The organism is Pseudomonas sp. SJZ074 (assembly GCF_007828215.1).
Taxonomy (GTDB): Bacteria; Pseudomonadota; Gammaproteobacteria; order Pseudomonadales; family Pseudomonadaceae; genus Aquipseudomonas.
The window spans coordinates 106741-123616 of the sequence record NZ_VIUE01000018.1 but is presented as its reverse complement, the minus strand read 5'-3'; the positions used below and the strand labels follow the sequence as shown (position 1 = coordinate 123616).

The 16876-nt window shown below is 57.4% G+C and carries 31 protein-coding genes and 1 pseudogene; 19 read left to right on the top strand and 13 right to left on the bottom strand.

Annotated features, from left to right (window positions below; genetic code table 11):
- Window positions 1-386 precede the first annotated feature (386 nt).
- From FBX99_RS18785 to FBX99_RS18735, 12 genes are all read right to left on the bottom strand, one after another.
- A complete protein-coding gene (locus FBX99_RS18785) occupies window positions 387-1067 on the bottom strand; it encodes a hypothetical protein (protein WP_145132523.1) in 681 nt (226 codons plus the stop codon).
- On the bottom strand, window positions 1064-1186 hold the full coding sequence (locus FBX99_RS29230; RefSeq protein WP_256664085.1) for a hypothetical protein: 123 nt from the start codon (window positions 1184-1186) through the stop codon (window positions 1064-1066). The genes FBX99_RS18785 and FBX99_RS29230 overlap by 4 nt, the downstream gene beginning before the upstream one ends.
- Window positions 1183-1773 carry a recombination protein NinG gene (locus FBX99_RS18780; RefSeq protein WP_145132521.1) on the bottom strand — a complete coding sequence of 197 codons (591 nt, stop codon included), beginning with the start codon at window positions 1771-1773 and terminating at the stop codon, window positions 1183-1185. The genes FBX99_RS29230 and FBX99_RS18780 overlap by 4 nt, the downstream gene beginning before the upstream one ends.
- The gene (locus tag FBX99_RS18775; protein WP_145132519.1) at window positions 1770-1991 is read right to left on the bottom strand and encodes a hypothetical protein; all 222 of its coding nucleotides are present in this window, start codon (window positions 1989-1991) and stop codon (window positions 1770-1772) included. The genes FBX99_RS18780 and FBX99_RS18775 overlap by 4 nt, the downstream gene beginning before the upstream one ends.
- Entirely contained in the window at window positions 1988-2458 is a 471-nt protein-coding gene (locus FBX99_RS18770; RefSeq protein WP_145132517.1) for a hypothetical protein, read from the bottom strand. Before FBX99_RS18770 ends, FBX99_RS18775 begins: the two co-directional genes overlap by 4 nt.
- Window positions 2455-2691, bottom strand: coding sequence for a hypothetical protein (locus FBX99_RS18765; RefSeq protein WP_145132515.1), 237 nt, complete (start codon window positions 2689-2691; stop codon window positions 2455-2457). Before FBX99_RS18765 ends, FBX99_RS18770 begins: the two co-directional genes overlap by 4 nt.
- Entirely contained in the window at window positions 2688-3107 is a 420-nt protein-coding gene (locus FBX99_RS18760; protein ID WP_145132513.1) for a hypothetical protein, read from the bottom strand. Before FBX99_RS18760 ends, FBX99_RS18765 begins: the two co-directional genes overlap by 4 nt.
- Window positions 3104-3886: a hypothetical protein gene (locus FBX99_RS18755; protein WP_256664086.1), complete on the bottom strand. Its 783-nt coding sequence runs from the start codon at window positions 3884-3886 to the stop codon at window positions 3104-3106. Before FBX99_RS18755 ends, FBX99_RS18760 begins: the two co-directional genes overlap by 4 nt.
- Window position 3887: 1 nt before the next feature.
- Window positions 3888-4865, bottom strand: coding sequence for a phage replication protein (locus FBX99_RS18750; RefSeq protein WP_145132509.1), 978 nt, complete (start codon window positions 4863-4865; stop codon window positions 3888-3890).
- Window position 4866: 1 nt separating this feature from the next.
- Window positions 4867-5718, bottom strand: coding sequence for a BRO family protein (locus FBX99_RS18745; protein ID WP_145132507.1), 852 nt, complete (start codon window positions 5716-5718; stop codon window positions 4867-4869).
- Between the two features lie 146 nt (window positions 5719-5864).
- Window positions 5865-6287: a phage regulatory CII family protein gene (locus tag FBX99_RS18740; protein ID WP_145132505.1), complete on the bottom strand. Its 423-nt coding sequence runs from the start codon at window positions 6285-6287 to the stop codon at window positions 5865-5867.
- 86 nt (window positions 6288-6373) lie between these two features.
- Complete coding sequence (locus FBX99_RS18735) at window positions 6374-6586, bottom strand: YdaS family helix-turn-helix protein (RefSeq protein WP_053151110.1); 213 nt, start codon at window positions 6584-6586, stop codon at window positions 6374-6376.
- A gap of 98 nt (window positions 6587-6684) precedes the next feature.
- Between FBX99_RS18735 and FBX99_RS29225 the strand changes: the two genes are divergently transcribed.
- The 4 genes from FBX99_RS29225 to FBX99_RS18715 are packed head-to-tail and all read left to right on the top strand — an operon-like array spanning window position 6685 to window position 9311.
- Window positions 6685-7455, top strand: a complete 771-nt coding sequence (locus FBX99_RS29225; protein ID WP_256664087.1) for a S24 family peptidase — start codon at window positions 6685-6687, stop codon at window positions 7453-7455.
- A 32-nt stretch (window positions 7456-7487) separates the two neighbouring features.
- Window positions 7488-8510: a hypothetical protein gene (locus tag FBX99_RS18725; RefSeq protein ID WP_145132503.1), complete on the top strand. Its 1023-nt coding sequence runs from the start codon at window positions 7488-7490 to the stop codon at window positions 8508-8510.
- Window positions 8507-8833, top strand: coding sequence for an STAS-like domain-containing protein (locus tag FBX99_RS29625; protein ID WP_145132501.1), 327 nt, complete (start codon window positions 8507-8509; stop codon window positions 8831-8833). Before FBX99_RS18725 ends, FBX99_RS29625 begins: the two co-directional genes overlap by 4 nt.
- Entirely contained in the window at window positions 8808-9311 is a 504-nt protein-coding gene (locus tag FBX99_RS18715; protein WP_145132499.1) for a hypothetical protein, read from the top strand. The genes FBX99_RS29625 and FBX99_RS18715 overlap by 26 nt, the downstream gene beginning before the upstream one ends.
- Before the next feature lie 61 nt (window positions 9312-9372).
- Here the strand turns inward: FBX99_RS18715 and FBX99_RS18710 are convergent, their stop codons facing one another.
- Window positions 9373-9591, bottom strand: coding sequence for a hypothetical protein (locus FBX99_RS18710; protein WP_145132497.1), 219 nt, complete (start codon window positions 9589-9591; stop codon window positions 9373-9375).
- A 140-nt stretch (window positions 9592-9731) separates the two neighbouring features.
- Here FBX99_RS18710 and FBX99_RS29030 point away from each other — a divergent pair, with 140 nt between their 5' ends.
- The 15 genes and pseudogenes from FBX99_RS29030 to FBX99_RS18645 all read left to right on the top strand — a co-directional run bounded on the left by FBX99_RS29030 (window position 9732) and on the right by FBX99_RS18645 (window position 16821).
- On the top strand, window positions 9732-10142 hold the full coding sequence (locus tag FBX99_RS29030; protein WP_256664088.1) for a superinfection immunity protein: 411 nt from the start codon (window positions 9732-9734) through the stop codon (window positions 10140-10142).
- Between the two features lie 453 nt (window positions 10143-10595).
- Window positions 10596-10844 (top strand): hypothetical protein, encoded by a 249-nt coding sequence (locus FBX99_RS18700; protein ID WP_145132495.1) that lies wholly within the window; start codon window positions 10596-10598, stop codon window positions 10842-10844.
- A gap of 122 nt (window positions 10845-10966) precedes the next feature.
- Window positions 10967-11548 carry a DUF1566 domain-containing protein gene (locus FBX99_RS18695; RefSeq protein WP_256664089.1) on the top strand — a complete coding sequence of 194 codons (582 nt, stop codon included), beginning with the start codon at window positions 10967-10969 and terminating at the stop codon, window positions 11546-11548.
- A gap of 115 nt (window positions 11549-11663) precedes the next feature.
- On the top strand, window positions 11664-11807 hold the full coding sequence (locus tag FBX99_RS28935) for a hypothetical protein (RefSeq protein WP_178111989.1): 144 nt from the start codon (window positions 11664-11666) through the stop codon (window positions 11805-11807).
- A gap of 187 nt (window positions 11808-11994) precedes the next feature.
- Window positions 11995-12414 carry a hypothetical protein gene (locus tag FBX99_RS18690; protein WP_145132493.1) on the top strand — a complete coding sequence of 140 codons (420 nt, stop codon included), beginning with the start codon at window positions 11995-11997 and terminating at the stop codon, window positions 12412-12414.
- 2 nt (window positions 12415-12416) lie between these two features.
- A complete protein-coding gene (locus FBX99_RS18685) occupies window positions 12417-12608 on the top strand; it encodes a hypothetical protein (protein ID WP_145132491.1) in 192 nt (63 codons plus the stop codon).
- Window positions 12605-12799: a hypothetical protein gene (locus tag FBX99_RS18680; RefSeq protein ID WP_145132488.1), complete on the top strand. Its 195-nt coding sequence runs from the start codon at window positions 12605-12607 to the stop codon at window positions 12797-12799. The genes FBX99_RS18685 and FBX99_RS18680 overlap by 4 nt, the downstream gene beginning before the upstream one ends.
- Entirely contained in the window at window positions 12796-12972 is a 177-nt protein-coding gene (locus tag FBX99_RS28930; protein ID WP_178111991.1) for a hypothetical protein, read from the top strand. Before FBX99_RS18680 ends, FBX99_RS28930 begins: the two co-directional genes overlap by 4 nt.
- A 155-nt stretch (window positions 12973-13127) precedes the next feature.
- Complete coding sequence (locus FBX99_RS18675) at window positions 13128-13868, top strand: hypothetical protein (protein ID WP_256664090.1); 741 nt, start codon at window positions 13128-13130, stop codon at window positions 13866-13868.
- Window positions 13865-14362 carry a siphovirus Gp157 family protein gene (locus tag FBX99_RS18670; RefSeq protein ID WP_145132486.1) on the top strand — a complete coding sequence of 166 codons (498 nt, stop codon included), beginning with the start codon at window positions 13865-13867 and terminating at the stop codon, window positions 14360-14362. Before FBX99_RS18675 ends, FBX99_RS18670 begins: the two co-directional genes overlap by 4 nt.
- 7 nt (window positions 14363-14369) lie before the next feature.
- Window positions 14370-14612, top strand: a complete 243-nt coding sequence (locus FBX99_RS18665; protein ID WP_145132484.1) for a hypothetical protein — start codon at window positions 14370-14372, stop codon at window positions 14610-14612.
- Window positions 14609-15068 (top strand): annotated as a pseudogene (locus FBX99_RS18660) (hypothetical protein). The gene FBX99_RS18665 and the pseudogene FBX99_RS18660 overlap by 4 nt, the downstream one beginning before the upstream one ends.
- 75 nt (window positions 15069-15143) lie before the next feature.
- Window positions 15144-15455 carry a hypothetical protein gene (locus tag FBX99_RS18655; RefSeq protein ID WP_145132482.1) on the top strand — a complete coding sequence of 104 codons (312 nt, stop codon included), beginning with the start codon at window positions 15144-15146 and terminating at the stop codon, window positions 15453-15455.
- A 58-nt stretch (window positions 15456-15513) separates the two neighbouring features.
- Window positions 15514-16122, top strand: a complete 609-nt coding sequence (locus FBX99_RS18650; protein ID WP_145132480.1) for a DUF1566 domain-containing protein — start codon at window positions 15514-15516, stop codon at window positions 16120-16122.
- 78 nt (window positions 16123-16200) lie between these two features.
- Window positions 16201-16821 (top strand): DUF1566 domain-containing protein, encoded by a 621-nt coding sequence (locus FBX99_RS18645; RefSeq protein WP_145132478.1) that lies wholly within the window; start codon window positions 16201-16203, stop codon window positions 16819-16821.
- Window positions 16822-16876: the final 55 nt, after the last annotated feature.

The window sequence follows — 16876 nt, the reverse complement described above, 5'->3', positions numbered from 1 at the left end:
TGCTGAATGGGCATAAAAAATCCGATACCAGAGGACTGGTATCGGATTTTCTAGAAAGCCCGGCTTGGACTCAAATGCTTAAGTGAACAGCATTAGGCTCAGTGGCCGGGTTCTGGATTGGTGCGGATGCCTGGTGCCTATCTCCAGGTAGAGCTATGTCGTGGTCTTCTTGTAGCGGCTCGATCAGGTAGGCGACCAGCACCTTTGCTCTTCCGTCGCGCGCCCTTCCCACAACATCGCCTGGCGGCGCATTCATCCGCATAAGCGAAAAAGCCCAGCGTAATGGCCGGGCTTTTTGTGTCACTCCTCAACACGCGCAGGAATGACAGGATGGAGCAAATTTACGACATGGCGACATGATATTGCAAGCCCTTTTGAAAGCCTTTTCACGCCGCCTCGTCGAACAGCACGCCAATCGCTTCAAGCATGTGCTGGGCCTCGGTCAGCGCCTCATTCACCAGAGACTCCAGAGACCCCTTGATGGCCCGGTTCCAGCGCTGGTAGGTGCGCTCCGTAAGGCCTTGGGAATCCCAGTTGGTCATGTCGTAGTTCGACTCGGCCAGGACGATCATCTCCCCCGGCTTCACCTCAGCCAACGCCCGGGCATTCTTGTTGGCGCGCTCAATGGCAGCGGCAGCAGCCTTGTTGCGCCAGTCCCACTGCCCTTTACCCTCGTTCTCGCGTGGCTCGGGCGCTGTGAACTGGGGCACCTTGCGCTGAATTCCCTTCGTTTGCTGCGGTACCGCCCAGACCAGAACTGCCTGCTGAGTGAAGCGCTTCGGCGCCGGAGTTGGCACGATGGCAACCAGCCGCCCAATGGAATCAATCTTGCGCCCCTTATGCGTGCTGTACTTCGCCACCAGGGCATTCCAGTGTCGCGGGGTGAGCTGGGCATGCAGCAGCTTGTGCACGATCGAGTCAGCCAGCAGCGCGGCATCCTTCCCCGATATTTCCCCCTTGAGCTTGCTGGATTGCACGCGCGGTTCGACATTGCACCCGCCAGCGCTGTTGATCGTCTCGGCCGCTAGGGCGCGAACCACCGCTGAAATCACGTTTTGATAGCTCATTCGCCCTTCTCCTTCTTCATCCGATCCGATACGCGCATAGCGCGCCAAACGCACAAGTTGCTTGCCACGATCAACGCCAGCACCAGGAGGTGCGCCGCGCCATTCCAATCCCAGGTCATGCCACCGCCCTCCTCAGGTCTTTGAGCTTCTGCCTGTACAGGGCCTTGATGGCCTGCAGGTCTTCGATGGTGTAACGCTTGGCCTCATGAGGCCCTTCGATCCAGTCAACCGACTCTTGGCCAATACGGCGAATAAGCCCAAGGCGGTATTCCACGATGTTTCCTGAGAGCTGCGTATTACATGGCGAGCACTGCTTGTGCACGTTGAGCGGATCAAAGCGCAACTCGGGGCATGCGGCGGTCGTGCGGTAATGCCCGGCGTCATACTTGCCCTGGTGGTGCCGTCCACAGCTGATGCATGGCAGCTCGGCGTCACGGGCGCGCACCCAGGCATTGAACGCTATTTGGGTATCCTTCATGTGGTCCGCCCTGCTCTTCAGCTTCTCCTTGCGCACCTTGATCTCCCGGCGCTCGACCTGGGCCAGGGACTTGCGGGCCTTCTCCTGGTTGGGCTTGTTCGTCGCGGCGTCGGCAATCGCGCATTTCGGGCTGCATACGGCCTGGCCCAAGCGCGATGGGACGAATGAGGCTCTGCACTCTGCGACTCGGCATTTCTTTGGGCGGGGTTGCTTGGCTGGAAGACTCATGCTGCCACCCCGAACATATCCAATTGCCCGCCCTGAATGGCTAGGTAGGTCTGCGCCCGGCGGTGCGCCATGTTTTTGCGAAAGGCTGCACGCTCCAGACGGCGATCTGCGGGCCCGGCACCGTTGTGGCGCATGAAGGCAAGGTTTGATCGAGCACGATCCGACCAGAACTGACGGTTCGCGCTCGGGCACCGACTGATTTCCTCGAAAGTCGTCATGCCGCCACCTCGCTCAGCAGATCGGAGAACACCACGCCCTGGCCGGTGAAGTAGGCCGCCATGCGGTCGGTGTACTGGATGCCCTGGGCGCGGTTGAACAGACTGGTCACCGGGAAGCCGTCCGGCCCAAACAACTTGTGCTCACCCATCAGGGCCAGCTTTTCCTCATAAGGCAGGTGACGCATGACCCGATACCAAGCCGCCTGGAATCCAGCGTCTTCGTTCAGCAGGATCTGGACGCCGAAGTGCAGCTTGCAGTACCTCCGAGCGTCGGCCGGGTCGCCGATCTGGGTCATTTCCGAGATCCGCTTGTACATCGCGAACCACAGGGCGTTCTGGTCGAGTGTCCGGTCCTTGCCTGGGCGCAGGGAGACCACCACGTATTTCTTGTCTCGGTACATGGCGCTGAGTTTGGTAATGGCTTCGGAGAGCTTGGCCTGGCAGTTGACGCTGATCTTGTCGGTCATGGCTGCTCCTCTACGTCCCGGCACTCTTCGCAATAGGCAAGCCGCCCTGCGTGAGTCAGGTAGTAACCCGACACGGTGACGATGCCCCTCCGCTCGCTGTAGAACTCCAGATAGCCAAACTCTTCCATCTCGGCGGCCAACTTGGATTTGGTCTGGTATGGAAGCCGGCCTTCGATTTCAGCCGCGAACACCTTTTCCAGCATGTTGAAAATGCTTTTCGCCATACCGGTCATGGCTGCTCTCCCTGGGCCATGGTTGACAGGATGTGGTGCAAATACCCTGTCGCCACACTTGGCTGCCTTCCTGCGGCATCACACAACTTCTGCACGAAAGCAGTAGAGCTTTGCAGGCGTTCGGCATCCTTGCGCAGCTTGGAAATCACGGAAAAGATCTCGATAGGGAGATGCGCCATGAAGTCCAGGCTGCATTCCACAGATACCGCCGCACCACAGGAGGTCGCGCTATCGCTGATTATCTTGCGCAGCGCCTCGTTCTCTGCCAGCAGCTCCAGCGCCACCTCCCCAAGCGTCTGCTTACCCAGGAACTCCTCCAGCGCTTCAGAATTGCTCAGCCAGTCAGACGACGATGCGCTCCATGCGGCCACCTCGGCCCACAGCAGCTTCTGGAGTTTTTGTTTGTCGATGGTCATTGCGGCGCCCTCTCCACTTCCAATTTCTGGGCCTGCCGAATCAGCAGCGCCCGGCGATCAGCCAACTCGGTGGCCGCTTCAATCCGCATCTCCGTTTTTTTCTTCTCGCTGGCCTGACGCATTTCCATCATCGAGCTCTTCACACCTTCGAGCTTTTCCCGGAGTCCTGGAGCTGGGCGAGTTACCGTGCCGGTAAGCAGCCCAACGATGGCGCGGCCATCCTCGGTGACCGGTGTCACACTGAGGTCAGCCAGGTACTTCTGCCCGTGCTCGCGGGGAATTCGCTTCAGCTCCATGGCCTTGGTCACGGCCTGGATCCGCCGGTTGGCGTCGAAGCCAACGGAGACGTGCCAGTTGACCGGCTTGGCGTCTTCACGAGACTGGCCTACAAAGCGTTCGTACGCGCTGATGAACGCCATCCGCGCGCCGATCTTGTCACCCGCATCGAGGACAGGCTTTGCAGCGGCAAGGGCCAACTGGATTTCGTCGGTCAGCACCACGGTTTCGAACTCGTCGTTCGTGGTCATGGCGATGGCCCAGGCTTCGTCCTTTCCTGGGCGGCCGTCGGATGACTGAACGCGCTGGAGGATGTCGGCCATGGACAGCTTGCCCTTCACCTCGAAGCGGCATGCCTTCAGCGCGGCCTTGACGACGGGCACCGGGTAAACGCAAAGGTCTTCGGCCATCATCGCCGCGGTGCCCGGGTTCATTTCCTGGCCCATGGCTTCGGCAGTGGCGCAGATGGCAGAGGCCAGTCCGGCGACCTGCTGGTCGTTCATTTCAAAGGTATTCATTGCGGTCACCTGCTTGGCGTTTTGCCAGAACCAATTGGGCGGCCTGCTCCGCTGCGGAGAGGTTTGCCTCGGTCCGCTCCATCTGGCGCGCGGTCGTGCCGTTGATGCGCTGCCCGGTGACCCACTGGGTGTGGTAGCTCTCTGCGTTTGCCAGGAGTTCGTTGAGGCTGTGGCACTTGCGCAGAACAGCGGCATCGCTGGTTCTCAGGAAGTGCGCAGCGACGTGGTGAGCCACATCGACGCCGAGGCGGTCGACAAGCTGGCCCAGCTGCCCGCCAACTTTGGCATTCCAGACCGGCCAGGTGCTGTAGCGCTTGCGGTATGCCATGGCGTAGTTCGCCCAGACCTTGAAGGTTTTACAGCTCTGGTCCTTGGGGCCAGGCATGTCGGCGGGGATCTCAACCCGGGGCGCCTCGATGCGATCAACCACCAAGGTCAAACCGCGGGACTGGGTCGGCTTGCCCGACTCGTCCTGCAAGCTATGACTGGTACCCTGATTGGTATCCTGATGATTGGTATCCTGATTTGTCGGAGATTTTTCCGACCCTGGCTCGGATTTTTCTCCGACCTTGCTCGGAGATTTTTCCGAGGTAGATCGGATTTTTTTCCGACCCTTTGTTTCTGGTGGGGTCGGATATTTTTCCGACCCATCCTGTTTCTTGTTCCACTCGGCAGCCTTTTCAGTCAGGCGAAAAAGAGTGATGTTCGCAGTGCTGGACAGCTCGATCAGTCCAGCCTCCTCCAGCGCCTTCAGCATGCGATACGCCGTGTCGGGCTTATCGGTCAGCAGAGGCAACTCCTCGACGATCTTTGCCTTGCTCAGGGCAAAGAAAATACCGTCATCAGTCTTCATCGCTTTCGCCCAACTTGGGCAGCCGTAGACGAACGCGAACAGCAGCGCCTGCTGGGAGTTCAACCCCCACTCAAGCGCCTTCGCCTGGTTGATCGTCACGGTGAATTGCATATCAGGCCTTCCCGACCAGAGCAGCCAGCTCCAGAAAGCGATCGACGTACCAGTGAGGCTGCGTCTCGCGTGGGCATTGAGGGCTAGTGAGGTTCTTGCCGTACTGGAGGCCCTTCTCAGTCACGGACCAGAAGTCGACCATTTCCTGTTTGGAGTTCTTGCGCTGGAGCTGTTTGAGAAAGCCGTGGGTCGCCAAGGCATTGTTGAAGCCGGCCGGAGAGCAGCGGATGCCGTTGTCCTTCAACAAGGCCGTGACCGATTTGGTGGGCATAGAGGAACCGCCGGCGGCATCGGGCGCGGCGTCCACGGCGTAGCCCGGGAGAAACTTGGCGTCGAGTCCGTTATTGGTTGCGATCTGGGCGAGCATCATCATCTTGCTTGATGGGGCCGGCTTGAGCAGGCGGTCGAAGCATTCCAGGATGGCGAGCTCACCGACGATCTTGGAATTGTTCGGGCCCCGGGTGGAGAACTCGCCGGTTTTTCGAATGGCCGGCAGGACCTGGCCCACTACCCACTCTTCGAATTTTTCAGCGGAAGGCAGCTTGGACTTCATCACCAAGCGGTACAGGTCGCGCTCCGGGATGACGGTCATGAAACCACCACCCTGTTTCGGGGTAGTGGTTGCGGCCTTGCAGTGACGGGCCACAGCATTCTCTGGCTTGGAGTAGCCAAGTGCGTCGGCGACGTCACGTGCAACAAACCAGGGATCGCCAAGGTTGTCCGTGATTACCCGGACGGCTGCGCCATCGAAGTCGAAAGGAATAACTGATGAATCGCGCGACACGTTTTCTGTATTGCCAAAACGTGTCGTGACATATGGCCGGGTGTTGCTTGAAGTAGGTTGGCTCTGCATAATTGCGCTTCTCAAGTGTTATCGAATTAGCCGACCCTCGACCGTCGGCTTTTTTATGCCTGCCGCTTCGGGTCCGCTAATTGATAGTGCAACCCTGAAGTACACCGATTTGGGTGTATGAAAACCTGCGCATGCGCGGCAAATTTTCAGGCGACCTTTACCGACGCATCCATCACGTCCAGGCTTTGGCGGACATGGTTGATCTCCTGGCGGATCAGGGCCTTTTCAAACGTACTGACATGACTGTCTTCCAGGGCCTGATGCACGGCGATGGTCAGGTCGGCGACCTCCTTGCCTACGCTGATAAGCGATCGGGTCAGCGCTTGCGGCTCAGGTGCGGCCCTCGAAACCAGGTCGAAGCCAAACTCATTTGCCAGCGCTTGCAGCGGTCGCATGTCACCGGTGTGCAGCAGAATCCCGAACAGATGATCCACGGTTAGGTGGTGAGCATCGTTGTCAGGGTTGGCGCGCTGAAGCAGGCTGACGTGCGGAACGCCCATCTTTCCCGCAAGGGTCTTGGCTTCGTTGTCCAGGACAGCGCTCTGGCAGGCCCGCAGAAAATTTTCCATTCGTAAATCCTCAAAACTGTTTCCGTGGCGCCCTGCCAGTACGCGGGCGATCATTTGCTCAACGGGTTGGGGTGCGAAAGCAATGCTTAACTAGCGTGCTTCCACTGGATGTCCGGCAGGCACTCCTGTCGCGTCACCTTTCCGCCTGTTGCATGCTCAATCTGGATGGCGCGCTCGGCAGTAATGGAGCGATCACCTGAGATGAGTCGAGACAGGTAGCTCGCCGGGATGCCGAGGCTGAAGGCGAGGCGTTTTCTTCCGCCGCGCGGAAGCTGCTTTGCGTACGTGGGGAAGTCCATATGGATTTACCTTCTGGTTCATTTATGCATGAATTTACCATAAATGTTTACCAAGTAAAGGTAATTTCCCCAAAGGGAAATAAAGGTTCTAATGGGGGATGGATATCAAAGACATACGCAGGGCCCGGGTCCGCCAGATCATTGATCGCGATTTCGGTGGGAAAGATGCTGATTTCGCCGCCAAGGTGGACAAGCAGCCTTCATACATCTCGAGGCTCTTCACCGACAAAACTGAGCATCTCCGAAATATCGGGGAGAAAATGGCGCGCGACTTCGAATTGAAGTGCGGTCTCGCTCCTGGGTCGCTTGATCGACCATTGAGCGAGGGTGAGTTATCGGCAGCGTCTGCGACTGGAGCTGCGAAGCATCGGATCCAAGTCGATATTCCGCTCGCGCCCATTGAGACTTGGGACGACGAAACGCCCCTCGACGACGACGAGGTCTACGTCCCTTTCCTTCAGGAAGTAGAGTTGGCCGCCGGCTCCGGCCGGTTCGTAATTGAGGAAAGCGACAGCGCCAGGCTGCGTTTTTTCAAGAAGGACCTACGCCATAACGGCGTTCAGTTCAGCAATGCCAAATGCGTGAAGGTCGGCGGGAACAGCATGCTTCCAGTGCTGCGTGACGGCGCTACCGTGGGCGTGAACATCGGCAAGAACACCCTGAGCGATATCGTCGACGGTGACATGTATGCCATCAACCACAACGGTCAACTCCGTGTGAAACAGGTGTACCGCCTACCCACAGGGATCAGGCTTCGCAGCTTTAACCGGGACGAGCACCCGGACGAGGACTACACGTTCCAGCAGATCCAGGAGCAGCAGATCTCGATCCTGGGGCATGTGTTCTGGTGGGCAATGTATTCGAGATAGCTAATTCAATAAACTACGCAGGAAGCATGTAATTGAAAAAAAGCAACGCACATCTCGTTTTCTGGCTTGCGCGCAGGGCTAAAGATGAGCTTGCAAAAACCAAGAAAACCAACAGAGTCTCTTGCGGGCCAGTGCCACTACCGAAATATAGTGTGTTAAAGGCTCCATTCGAGTTTGATATTCTCACCGCAAAAACCAGAAAGCTTTCGATAATATTTCTTGAAAAGATTAGAACCGCCATTAACAACGGCTGCCGAAAAGTTTGGATTGACTTTTCTGAAACAAGAAAATTCTCCGCTGGCGCAACCATCTTGCTTTATGCTGAACTTTCACGACTGTTGGAAAATGTCGCTGGCTTAAGAATCCGAAGTACGATTCCAAAAAGCAATAAGGCAGCTCAAGTTTTGCAACAAATTGGACTGTCTAGACTTCTACGCACGAAGAACCGCACGGAGTGCCTTGATGGGGATGTAGTCAATTGGAGAAGTGCCCGGGGGCAGGGAGCGCTGGGCGAAAAATACGATGAAATTTTAGGGTTTTACGACGGACGTATCACAGAATCGTTACAAACCGAGCTATACACTGGCATCACGGAAGCGATGACTAATGCACACCAGCATGCCTACATCGGCCCGAGAGGCGACGGGATCACTACCGATCCGGACTACCGTCCCTGGTGGATGTTCTCTCAAGAGAAGGACGGGAAACTTTCGGTGGTATTTTGTGATCTAGGTGTAGGGATACCAGCCTCCCTCCCCCACACCAGACCTAGGCTTTGGCACCTTATGGACAGGTTAAATATGACGCAGGGAAGACAGATTGAGGGGGCGGTGAGGGATAGCCGAACCCGAACCAAGAAGCAGCACAGAGGCAAGGGCCTTAGGCAAATCATTGAAACCATAAGCTCTTGCAACGGCGGAAAAGCTCTGATACTCAGTAACAAAGGGTGGTATTCTATTAAGTCGGGCGTACCTGATTCCGGCGACTTTACAGACTCGATTATGGGCACCGTGATTTACTGGCAGATGCCTCTGCCGTTGAGGTCAGCATCGTGAGAACCATCAGCATTGCAAACGATTTTACGAAATTTCCTGCTGGGCGCTTCAAGGACGATGGCCCATTCAGCGGAGAGCTTTTCCGGGAGCGATTCCTCGCACCTGCGCTGAATTCCGATGAGCAGCTTGTGATTGATTTGGACGGTGCCAGGGGCTATGGGTCTTCGTTCCTAGAGGAAGCATTCGGCGGACTTGTCCGGCTAGGATTCCCTGCCGAGAAGGTACTTACCACGATTAAGCTAGTATCTAAAGATACTAGTTTGATTAGCGAAATCCAGTCGTACATAAGGGGAAGCCTTGGAAAATCCAAGCGCCTACACTAATTATTTGACACCCGCCACCGTAATCATTGGGTGGATAATTGTCAATTGGCAAAACAACAAAAGAGAAGAGCGCAAAGAATTGCGCTCCGCGCTTAGCGAAATAGTTGAGAGCATAGAACTATTGGAGGATGCCGCTTCGAGATATCATCAAGCGGATGAAAGAAACTCCATTATGGAAAAAGAGATAAATCTCAAAATTACAAGACTTAGTGCAAAAATCCGTTATTTGCGATTTGAAAGCCAACTTTTAAATAACGCCTTCATTGAACTTAAGAAATCTATTACTCTCGATAACTTTGAGACTAGTCACTTTTCCAAGCAAGAGCCGAACGCTGAAATTATCGAATCAATTTATTACTCTGCTGACTCTCTAAGAGATAGACTTGAGGAGGAATTCAGTACGCTGTATCGGGGCCCTCTTCGCTACAGGATATCCGCTTCTATCAGAAACTTTCTCAGCTCGTGCCGTCAAAAGTGATAATAGAGCAGCGTCTTGCGAGCTCCCCCTCGCTATTCTGTAGGCCGCACGCACCCTCCCCCTATGGCGCCGCCCCCTCCTCAATGGCATGCGCATAGAAAGCGCCCGCCTGCTCAACCAAATCCCGCCAATCGTCCCTATCGATGATTCCCTGCACTTTGAATTCGTCTGCCATCTTTAGCAGCTCGTCATACTGCTCCTCGGCGTCCATTCGGACTTCCGGTTCGTCCAGCAGCTTGTGCCAGGCCTCCAGGGCCTGCTCTCTACGATCATCACTCATGGCGTCTTGCCTCGGTAGCTTGTGAACCGGTAGAGACCAGGTCGGACCCAAGCGTTCAGCCTTCGCGACTGACGGCTCAATCGACGGTGGCCTGGCGCCATGAATGCTAAAATTCGCGCTTCAATACAGGGAGTTTAACGGTGAAAATTTTTGGTCTTGTCATCCTGGCGGCGGTTTGCCTGATCAGTTTTTTGATTGGCAGCGGTAATAACGGCATCGCCTTGATCGCGAGTATCGTTTTCTTCCCTTGCGCCGTTGCGCTGTATTTCTACCCGACGATCTGCGCCATAGGTGAACACCCCAAAGCCACACCCATTTTTGCGCTCAACCTTCTGGCGGGATGGACATTCGTCGGCTGGGTTGCAGCCTTTATCTGGGCTTTAAACAAACCATCACCCGAAGCTTTGGGCCGGCCGGAAACAACCACGCACGCCGAGGACATTGCTGCCACCGCCGAGACCAAAGATTGTCCTTATTGCGCGGAAACAATCAAAGCTGCGGCCAAGAAATGTAGATACTGCGGCTCCGACCTTGATCAGCAGCCCGCCTGAAGAAACGCACCACTCCCAGCCCGCCAAGAGCGGGCTTTTTTTCGCCCACAAAAAATGGAAGCGCTTCGGTCATTTACCTGACTCAGCGAATTGTTTACCAATTTATTTACCAATATGCATTGACAGGTAATTTCCAAATGGTAAATTTACCTCAACGCCAAGCAACAAGGCGCCAGGGCCTCAACAGACCCGCCGCTCTTTAACAATCCGCGCCATAAACGATTACCCGGCTCACGCTGGGAGGTCAGCCCCGGCCACACCTGTGGGGCGAGATGAAGTCAGGTGAACAAAATCGCGCTGCCACTACTGGCGACCGGCGATCCGATAGCCCCGAAAGGCTACCAACGCGCAGAACTGCGACGGCGGACGAGGTGTTGACCAAACTGGCGAATGACCCGGTAGGAGGCGCGAGCAAGACCACAGATTTACTGATGCCGCTTCTATGAGGCGGCATTGGAAATCAACGGAGGCAAGACGATGGAAATCACTGGGATCCAGATTAAGAGCATGCAGAACGCACAGCGAAACTACGACGCAATCATCCTCAAGTTTGGCGACATGCACTTCACCAAGGATCTTCTGTCCGGCCCTGGTGGAGATCGCGATATCCGCCGTGTAGAGCAGATGTCCAAGGCCTTCAGCGTTGCTCTCGACTGTTATGAGCCACAGCTGCAAGAGCGAATTGCAGAGGCCTTGAAGTAGCTATGAGCCGGTTATGACCCGGTTGGCTCATAAAGCCTCATATCTGGACCTTTTCACTGATGCCCATCCAGAGCGGTGGGCATTGGGAAAACCACCGAACATCCCCGACAAGGAATAACCCCATGCAAGCAAATCAACTGACTACCTACTCCCGTCTTGGCTTGACGATCAGCAGCCCTGACGAAGCTGTCGTGCTGAAGCTGGCGACACTGGCAATGGCAGTCGATGCGGCGCCGGCCACTTCTTCGGTTCCGGCCATCGGCGAGTACTGGCCCGGCCAGGGTGGCGTTTATGTTGGAATCCGCCACTACCCTGACGGACCTCACCACCTGATCGTCGGTACTGAAGACCTCGGTAGGTTCGCCTGGGGCGAATGCGGAACCGATACCGGCGCCACGAGCCGAACCCACGGCATCCTGAACACCAACACCCTTCTGGAAGCTGGTGGTTCATTCCCTGCCGCCGAAGCAGCAGCCAACTACACCTCTGACGGCCATTCCGACTTCTGTCTTCCTTCCATTGGCGAGCTAAACCAAGTGTGGCAGTACGTGCCGGACCTGATCACCGAGGGCTACTACTGGTCGAGTTCGCAGCGCTCCGCCTCCTGCGCAGTCAGCCTGGACTTCGTTGATGGCTATCAGAGCAACACCGGCAAGGACGGTGAGCTCCGTGTCCGCCCCGTCCGCAGATTGCCAATTCATTGATTCATTTATTGCTTTTCATCGCAGGTGAATCGCGGGGCTGCTCAGGTACGAGCGGCTAGGCCTGATACGTGCCGGGCGGTGCCGGCCACCTGCAACCCTTCAACTGGAGATCACCATGCTCCTACTGTCCCTGATCGGCGCAGCGCTCAGCCATGCGCGGCCAGAACCGCCTATGGATGACGGCCTGCCAACCGATCCACTGCGCGTCCACAGCGAGCGCTGGCGATGTACCAGCGGGGTCCAGGCGTTCTGGCGCTGACGGTCCCGCCCCAATCCTCGACATTGAGCAAAACCACTGCATCGAAAAGGCCCTCCTGTCCATTTGGGCCTTTTCTTATCCCGACACAACCCGAATGCACTCACCTCCGCGCCCAACGGCAACCAGCGGAGCGGATGAGTGCATTGCGAGTTTTGTTGAGTCAACACCAGCCACCCTGGAGGCAACCATGAACGCAGTACTGAATATCTGTCAGGCCATGCACGACGCGAAGTTGCCTCCTCCGGTCAGTGAGACGCAGGAAGAGGTAGCGCGGGCTGAGTGGCTGTACAACGCCGCCGAGGACCTGCTTCGCGGCCAGGACGTTAAGTTCCAGCGCCGGATGCGCCAACCCCAAGGCGTGACCGTGGCCGAGCTGGCCCTGGCCGTAGATGAGCACGTGAACGGCCGGCTGGCCGATTGCGAAGTCCACACCCCTGCCCTGGGCTGGCTCCTGCTCTCGCCCGGCCGACCCGACAAGAACGCCATTGCCGAACTGCTCGGGCCCAGCGACCACCCTTTGGGCAAGCTCGGGGAAATCGCGGAGGACCTACTCCGCCCCCTCGTCGATGACGCCCTGATCGCCCAGGCAGAGGACGACGAGCTGTGACCATGTCCCCGCACGTCCTCATCGGCGAGGAGCTGGAAACCCTTGAGCATCCAGAAACGCCAGTCAGTTGGTCGGTGATGATCCAGAAGACCCTCACTGAAATGCTGGCCGATGGACGCATCGACTGCGAAGAATTCGCCCACTACTGCAAGCGCCTAAACAAGATCGTTTCAGGGCGCAAGGAGCATTCATGAGCACTGCACCGGTTAAAACGCTGATCGATGAGCAGATCGACGAAATCGAGGCGAAGCTAATCATGCTGGGCTTCGGCCTACCCTTCAATGAGCTGATCGGAAAGCCCCGAGAAATGCTTGTAGCGGCGCTCCCGCAGCGGATGGCGGTGAGCATGAAGGGCGGCCGCATTGCTGTGAGGGTTCGGCTATGAGCGGCGAAGGCGCAAATAAACGCCAGCAGGCCCTAGCCAAGCGCTGCGCCAGGCTGCGACGCCAAGGACTCAGCCTGGGCGGCATTGCCAGCATCACCGGCGTTGACCGGGACAAAGTCGCAGCCCGCATCCAGCTGGGTGAAAGGTTACTCAGCCTGGAGCAATCGACATGACCAGTCGCCAGTGGGCCCGCCGCGTACTGATCTGGCGCGGATCATTCTCCGCCATCACTTTCTTCACTTTTCTGATGCTGCTTGGCGCCCTCGCCGACCGCGTCACTCAATAACCCCCTTCACAGCGCCCCTCTCCGGCGGCGCGGAGAACAGTCATGTCCGATAAAAACATGCGAATCTGGGATCTGGTCGACATGACCGACCCGAGTGCAACCAAAAACTTCACCGGCATGGGCGGCTTCAGAGGCACCGCCATCAAGCCGACCTACCTCATGCGCAAAGCCACAGAATTATGGGGGCCGTGCGGTGAGGGCTGGGGATGGACGGTGCTGGAGGAGCGCTTAGACGAGGGCGGCCCCCTTCAGGCTCCCACCAAAGAGTGGCCTGACGCTCCCCTCATCAACGCCAAGCTCCACACCCTCAAGCTTGAACTCTGGTACCTAGGAAAGGATGGTCAGAAATGCACGGTTCAGCATTACGGCCATACGCCGTTCGTGCATCTGCAACAGGGCAAGATCATCACCGATTGGGAAGCCGCTAAAAAATCCCTCACCGATGCCATGGGTAAGTGCCTACAGCCTCTCGGGTTTTCGGCGGATATTCACATGGGCTTGTTCGACGACGCAGCCTACGTTGAGACGGTGCGAGACGAGGTGGCTATTTCCAAGGCAGAAGACAGGGTTGCTGAGGAAGAGCGGCAGAAACAGGAGCGCCTTGACTACATCAAGTCTGTCGTCGAAACCATGCGCAGCGCCCAGACTTCTCACGAAGTCAAGAAAATCCATGACCACGCCGTGCGCATCTTAGCAGCCCGCAAGGACACCAGCGCCGTGCAGCGCATCAACAAAGAACTGAACGACCTTTCGCCTAAATTCGAACAGGAGTCAGCAGCATGACCGCCCTCTACACCATCACCGAGCAGTTCAAGGAGCTGGCCGCCCTGGCCGAGACCGCCGACGAAGACCTGGCCGTAGCCCTGCGCGACACCATGGAAGGCATCGAAGGCGAGTTTCAGGAGAAGGGCAAGGCAATCGCCATGGTCACCCTGAACATTGACGGCGACCTCGAAGCTATTCAGTCCCAGATCGAAAGGCTGACCGAGCGCAAGCGGATCATCACGAATCGAAAGGAAAGCCTGAAGGAATACCTGCGCACAAACATGGAGGCGTCGGGGATTACCAAAATCACCCACCCGCTTTTTACCATTACCTGCGGCAAGGGTAAGCCAATCGTAGTAATCGATGACGAAAAAGCGATCCCGGATGACTTTGTCAACGTCAAGGTGACCAGTGCTCCAGACAAGGCCGCAATTGCCAAGGCCATCAAGGAGGGCAAGGAAGTGCCGGGGGCCCATACCGAAATCGGAAAAAGCTCGATCAGCATAAAGTGAGGCCGCCATGATCAGTAACCACCTCAGCCTGGTCGAAGCGCATCGACCACAGGCAGACGCCATATCTGCCCAGGTCGCCCAGTATCTTGCGGCCGGCGGCCAGATCGAAGAATTGCGCAGCCCGCCGAGCAATCCCCTTCCTCCGCCCCGCTCCAACCGCATAGACCCGGAAACGGTCCTCAAACGCAAGCCGGCGCCGCTGACCCTGGCCGAACGCCGGGCGCTTCGCAAGATGGCGGAGGCGTTATGAGCAAGCGCAAGCCCCACAATATCAAGGCCAGGATAGAACGCTCCTGCCGCGCCATCCTCGCCACCAACCACGTGTGTGTGGATCAACATCGATCCCAGCGGCCGGCAGTGGATGTTCAACTGGAAGACCTGCAGGGTTATCCGCAGCCGTCAGATCGTCGATGCAATCTTCGACGTAGCCCACAACTGGACAATCTACATCAGCGGCATGTGCGTCAGACAGGACGGAAGCGAATACCTGAAGTCCCTGGAGATCGCGCCCAATGGGATGTACCTCGCCAGCCAGCTCACCGAAGTGATTGAGCAGTACTACACCGAGGTGCGCGATAGCTGCAACCCGAAGCACCTGGTGGCGTACGGCTGGATCGCCATCCCCAGTTCGGTATCGCTGGACGAGGCTCTGGCCGCGAAAGTGTTTGCCGCCGCCGGCGCCTGGAACCAGGTCAAAGCAGCGTGAGACGTTTCCGCACCCAACAACGCAAACGACAGACCTGGCTGGACTTGCCGGCCAGCAGGATAACGGAGAACTGCCATGGCTGCAGCTCAGAAAGAACGCTCAGCGAAGGCCGCGGCGAAGCGCAAGAGCCGCGGCGAAGAGGAAATCAGGTTTCACGCCATGGCCGGAACACGCCAGGCATTGGCTGAGCTGATGACCTGGTCCGGCCTTGAGGAGCAAGGCGAGGCAATCACGCTGATGATTCACCACCTGCACGGCCTTGGCCCGGGCGGAGCCCTTCCGTTGCTTGAACCTCCGCGACACGAATACGTGATACCCGAAAACGTGTCGCGGAAATTGAAGCTCGCTTTCGACCGCGAAACCATTCGCATCCGTCACGACGAATAACCCCTACCCCACGCTGCGCATCCGGTTACGGAGGGCGGCGCCACCCTGAGGAAAACCCATGAAAGCTGAAATGGTGAAACTGGAACACAATGGCATCCACTTCAAAGTGGCCCGCCCAAGGCTGGCAGAGATTGCAATCGCCGCCCTGTTCGTAAGCTCTATCCCGCCAGTGGCGAATGTCCCATCGGCAGCACCAGTTACCGCCCCGGACCTGGGCGAATACTGGGCCGGCCAAGGAGGCATTAACGGCGGCTTCGTTGCTGCTCGCGGTGATGTTCCGGCGCACTACCTGATCTTCGCTGCAAAGGACGTTGGCAGTCTTAAATGGGGTGGCCGTGGAGTTGAGGTGAAAGGCCTCAGCAAGACCGACGGCCACACCAACACAGAGGTTCTGTGCAACGACGATGACAATGAGTACCCGGCCGCGAATGCCTGCGCCGAGTATCAGTCCGATGGTCATCATGACTTCTACCTGCCCGCCGCCGCCGAGCTGTACCAGGGCTGGCTGAACTGCCCCGAGGTTTTCGCCAAGGACTGCTACTACTGGTCGAGTTCGCAGCGCTCCGCCTACTACGCATTCTACATGGAGTTCGCTGATGGCGGTCAGTACGGCGACGCCAAGTACAATGAGCTCCGTGTCCGCCCCGTCCGCAGATTCTTTATTTAATCCTTCATTCATCCGTTCTTGATCCGGCACCGGGGCGCAGCAGCGCCTTTTTTGTTGCCTTCGAAAAGAGGAAAGACTATGTCCGCAGCAGCTCAAGCAGCACCAGCAGTGACCATCCCGGAAATCGGCCAGCCCTTCGGCGGTGGCTTCTTCTCCGGCATTACCCGTGACCCGGACACCGGCAAGCGTTACCTGAACATCACCGCCAGTGCTGAGCATGAGCTGGTAGGTGCCTGGGGCGAGTACGGCGAGAAGATCGAAGGCGCCGACAGCTTCACCGACAGCCGGGCCAATACCGAAGCTATGGCCTCCGCTGGCAGCGAGCTGGCTCAGAAGGTCCTGGCCCTGGACATCGGCGGCTTCACCGATTGGGCGATCCCGGCCCGGGACGTGCAAGAGCTGCAATACCGTAACTTCAAACCGACTACCGAAGAGAACTGGGCCGGTCGGCGGGATGGTGACAACCCGAACAGCGAGCCTGTAGGCCTGCTGTACAGCGCTGAATCGCCAGCCCAGACCAGCGTCGAGGCTTTCCGCGAGGGCGGTCCTGAGGCGTTCCGTGACACCTGGTACTGGTCGAGTTCGCAGCGCTCCGCCTACTACGCGTTCGACATGTACTTCGGTGATGGCAATCAGCTCACCAACGACAAGGGCCTTGAGCTCCGTGTCCGCCCCGTCCGCAGCCAATTATTAGACTGATTCATTTATTTAATCCGGCCGCTTGCGGCCGGTTGCTCTTAAAGGAGATCCACTG

Excerpts from the sequence above, each read along its gene's own strand:
- FBX99_RS18750 (WP_145132509.1), bottom strand. The coding sequence starts at position 4,865 with ATGCAATTCACCGTGACGATCAACCAGGCGAAGGCGCTTGAGTGGGGG.
- FBX99_RS18650 (WP_145132480.1), top strand. The coding sequence starts at position 15,514 with ATGAAAGCTGAAATGGTGAAACTGGAACACAATGGCATCCACTTCAAA.
- FBX99_RS28930 (WP_178111991.1), top strand. The coding sequence starts at position 12,796 with ATGAGCGGCGAAGGCGCAAATAAACGCCAGCAGGCCCTAGCCAAGCGC.
- FBX99_RS18655 (WP_145132482.1), top strand. The coding sequence starts at position 15,144 with ATGGCTGCAGCTCAGAAAGAACGCTCAGCGAAGGCCGCGGCGAAGCGC.
- FBX99_RS18695 (WP_256664089.1), top strand. The coding sequence starts at position 10,967 with ATGCAAGCAAATCAACTGACTACCTACTCCCGTCTTGGCTTGACGATC.
- FBX99_RS18780 (WP_145132521.1), bottom strand. The coding sequence starts at position 1,773 with ATGAGTCTTCCAGCCAAGCAACCCCGCCCAAAGAAATGCCGAGTCGCA.
- FBX99_RS29225 (WP_256664087.1), top strand. The coding sequence starts at position 6,685 with ATGGATATCAAAGACATACGCAGGGCCCGGGTCCGCCAGATCATTGAT.
- FBX99_RS18645 (WP_145132478.1), top strand. The coding sequence starts at position 16,201 with ATGTCCGCAGCAGCTCAAGCAGCACCAGCAGTGACCATCCCGGAAATC.
- FBX99_RS18675 (WP_256664090.1), top strand. The coding sequence starts at position 13,128 with ATGTCCGATAAAAACATGCGAATCTGGGATCTGGTCGACATGACCGAC.
- FBX99_RS18690 (WP_145132493.1), top strand. The coding sequence starts at position 11,995 with ATGAACGCAGTACTGAATATCTGTCAGGCCATGCACGACGCGAAGTTG.
- FBX99_RS18775 (WP_145132519.1), bottom strand. The coding sequence starts at position 1,991 with ATGACGACTTTCGAGGAAATCAGTCGGTGCCCGAGCGCGAACCGTCAG.
- FBX99_RS18710 (WP_145132497.1), bottom strand. The coding sequence starts at position 9,591 with ATGAGTGATGATCGTAGAGAGCAGGCCCTGGAGGCCTGGCACAAGCTG.
- FBX99_RS18755 (WP_256664086.1), bottom strand. The coding sequence starts at position 3,886 with ATGAACGACCAGCAGGTCGCCGGACTGGCCTCTGCCATCTGCGCCACT.
- FBX99_RS18665 (WP_145132484.1), top strand. The coding sequence starts at position 14,370 with ATGATCAGTAACCACCTCAGCCTGGTCGAAGCGCATCGACCACAGGCA.
- FBX99_RS18740 (WP_145132505.1), bottom strand. The coding sequence starts at position 6,287 with ATGGAAAATTTTCTGCGGGCCTGCCAGAGCGCTGTCCTGGACAACGAA.
- FBX99_RS18745 (WP_145132507.1), bottom strand. The coding sequence starts at position 5,718 with ATGCAGAGCCAACCTACTTCAAGCAACACCCGGCCATATGTCACGACA.
- FBX99_RS18760 (WP_145132513.1), bottom strand. The coding sequence starts at position 3,107 with ATGACCATCGACAAACAAAAACTCCAGAAGCTGCTGTGGGCCGAGGTG.
- FBX99_RS29230 (WP_256664085.1), bottom strand. The coding sequence starts at position 1,186 with ATGACCTGGGATTGGAATGGCGCGGCGCACCTCCTGGTGCTGGCGTTG.
- FBX99_RS18735 (WP_053151110.1), bottom strand. The coding sequence starts at position 6,586 with ATGGACTTCCCCACGTACGCAAAGCAGCTTCCGCGCGGCGGAAGAAAA.
- FBX99_RS18785 (WP_145132523.1), bottom strand. The coding sequence starts at position 1,067 with ATGAGCTATCAAAACGTGATTTCAGCGGTGGTTCGCGCCCTAGCGGCC.
- FBX99_RS18685 (WP_145132491.1), top strand. The coding sequence starts at position 12,417 with ATGTCCCCGCACGTCCTCATCGGCGAGGAGCTGGAAACCCTTGAGCAT.
- FBX99_RS18680 (WP_145132488.1), top strand. The coding sequence starts at position 12,605 with ATGAGCACTGCACCGGTTAAAACGCTGATCGATGAGCAGATCGACGAA.
- FBX99_RS18770 (WP_145132517.1), bottom strand. The coding sequence starts at position 2,458 with ATGACCGACAAGATCAGCGTCAACTGCCAGGCCAAGCTCTCCGAAGCC.
- FBX99_RS28935 (WP_178111989.1), top strand. The coding sequence starts at position 11,664 with ATGCTCCTACTGTCCCTGATCGGCGCAGCGCTCAGCCATGCGCGGCCA.
- FBX99_RS18670 (WP_145132486.1), top strand. The coding sequence starts at position 13,865 with ATGACCGCCCTCTACACCATCACCGAGCAGTTCAAGGAGCTGGCCGCC.
- FBX99_RS18765 (WP_145132515.1), bottom strand. The coding sequence starts at position 2,691 with ATGACCGGTATGGCGAAAAGCATTTTCAACATGCTGGAAAAGGTGTTC.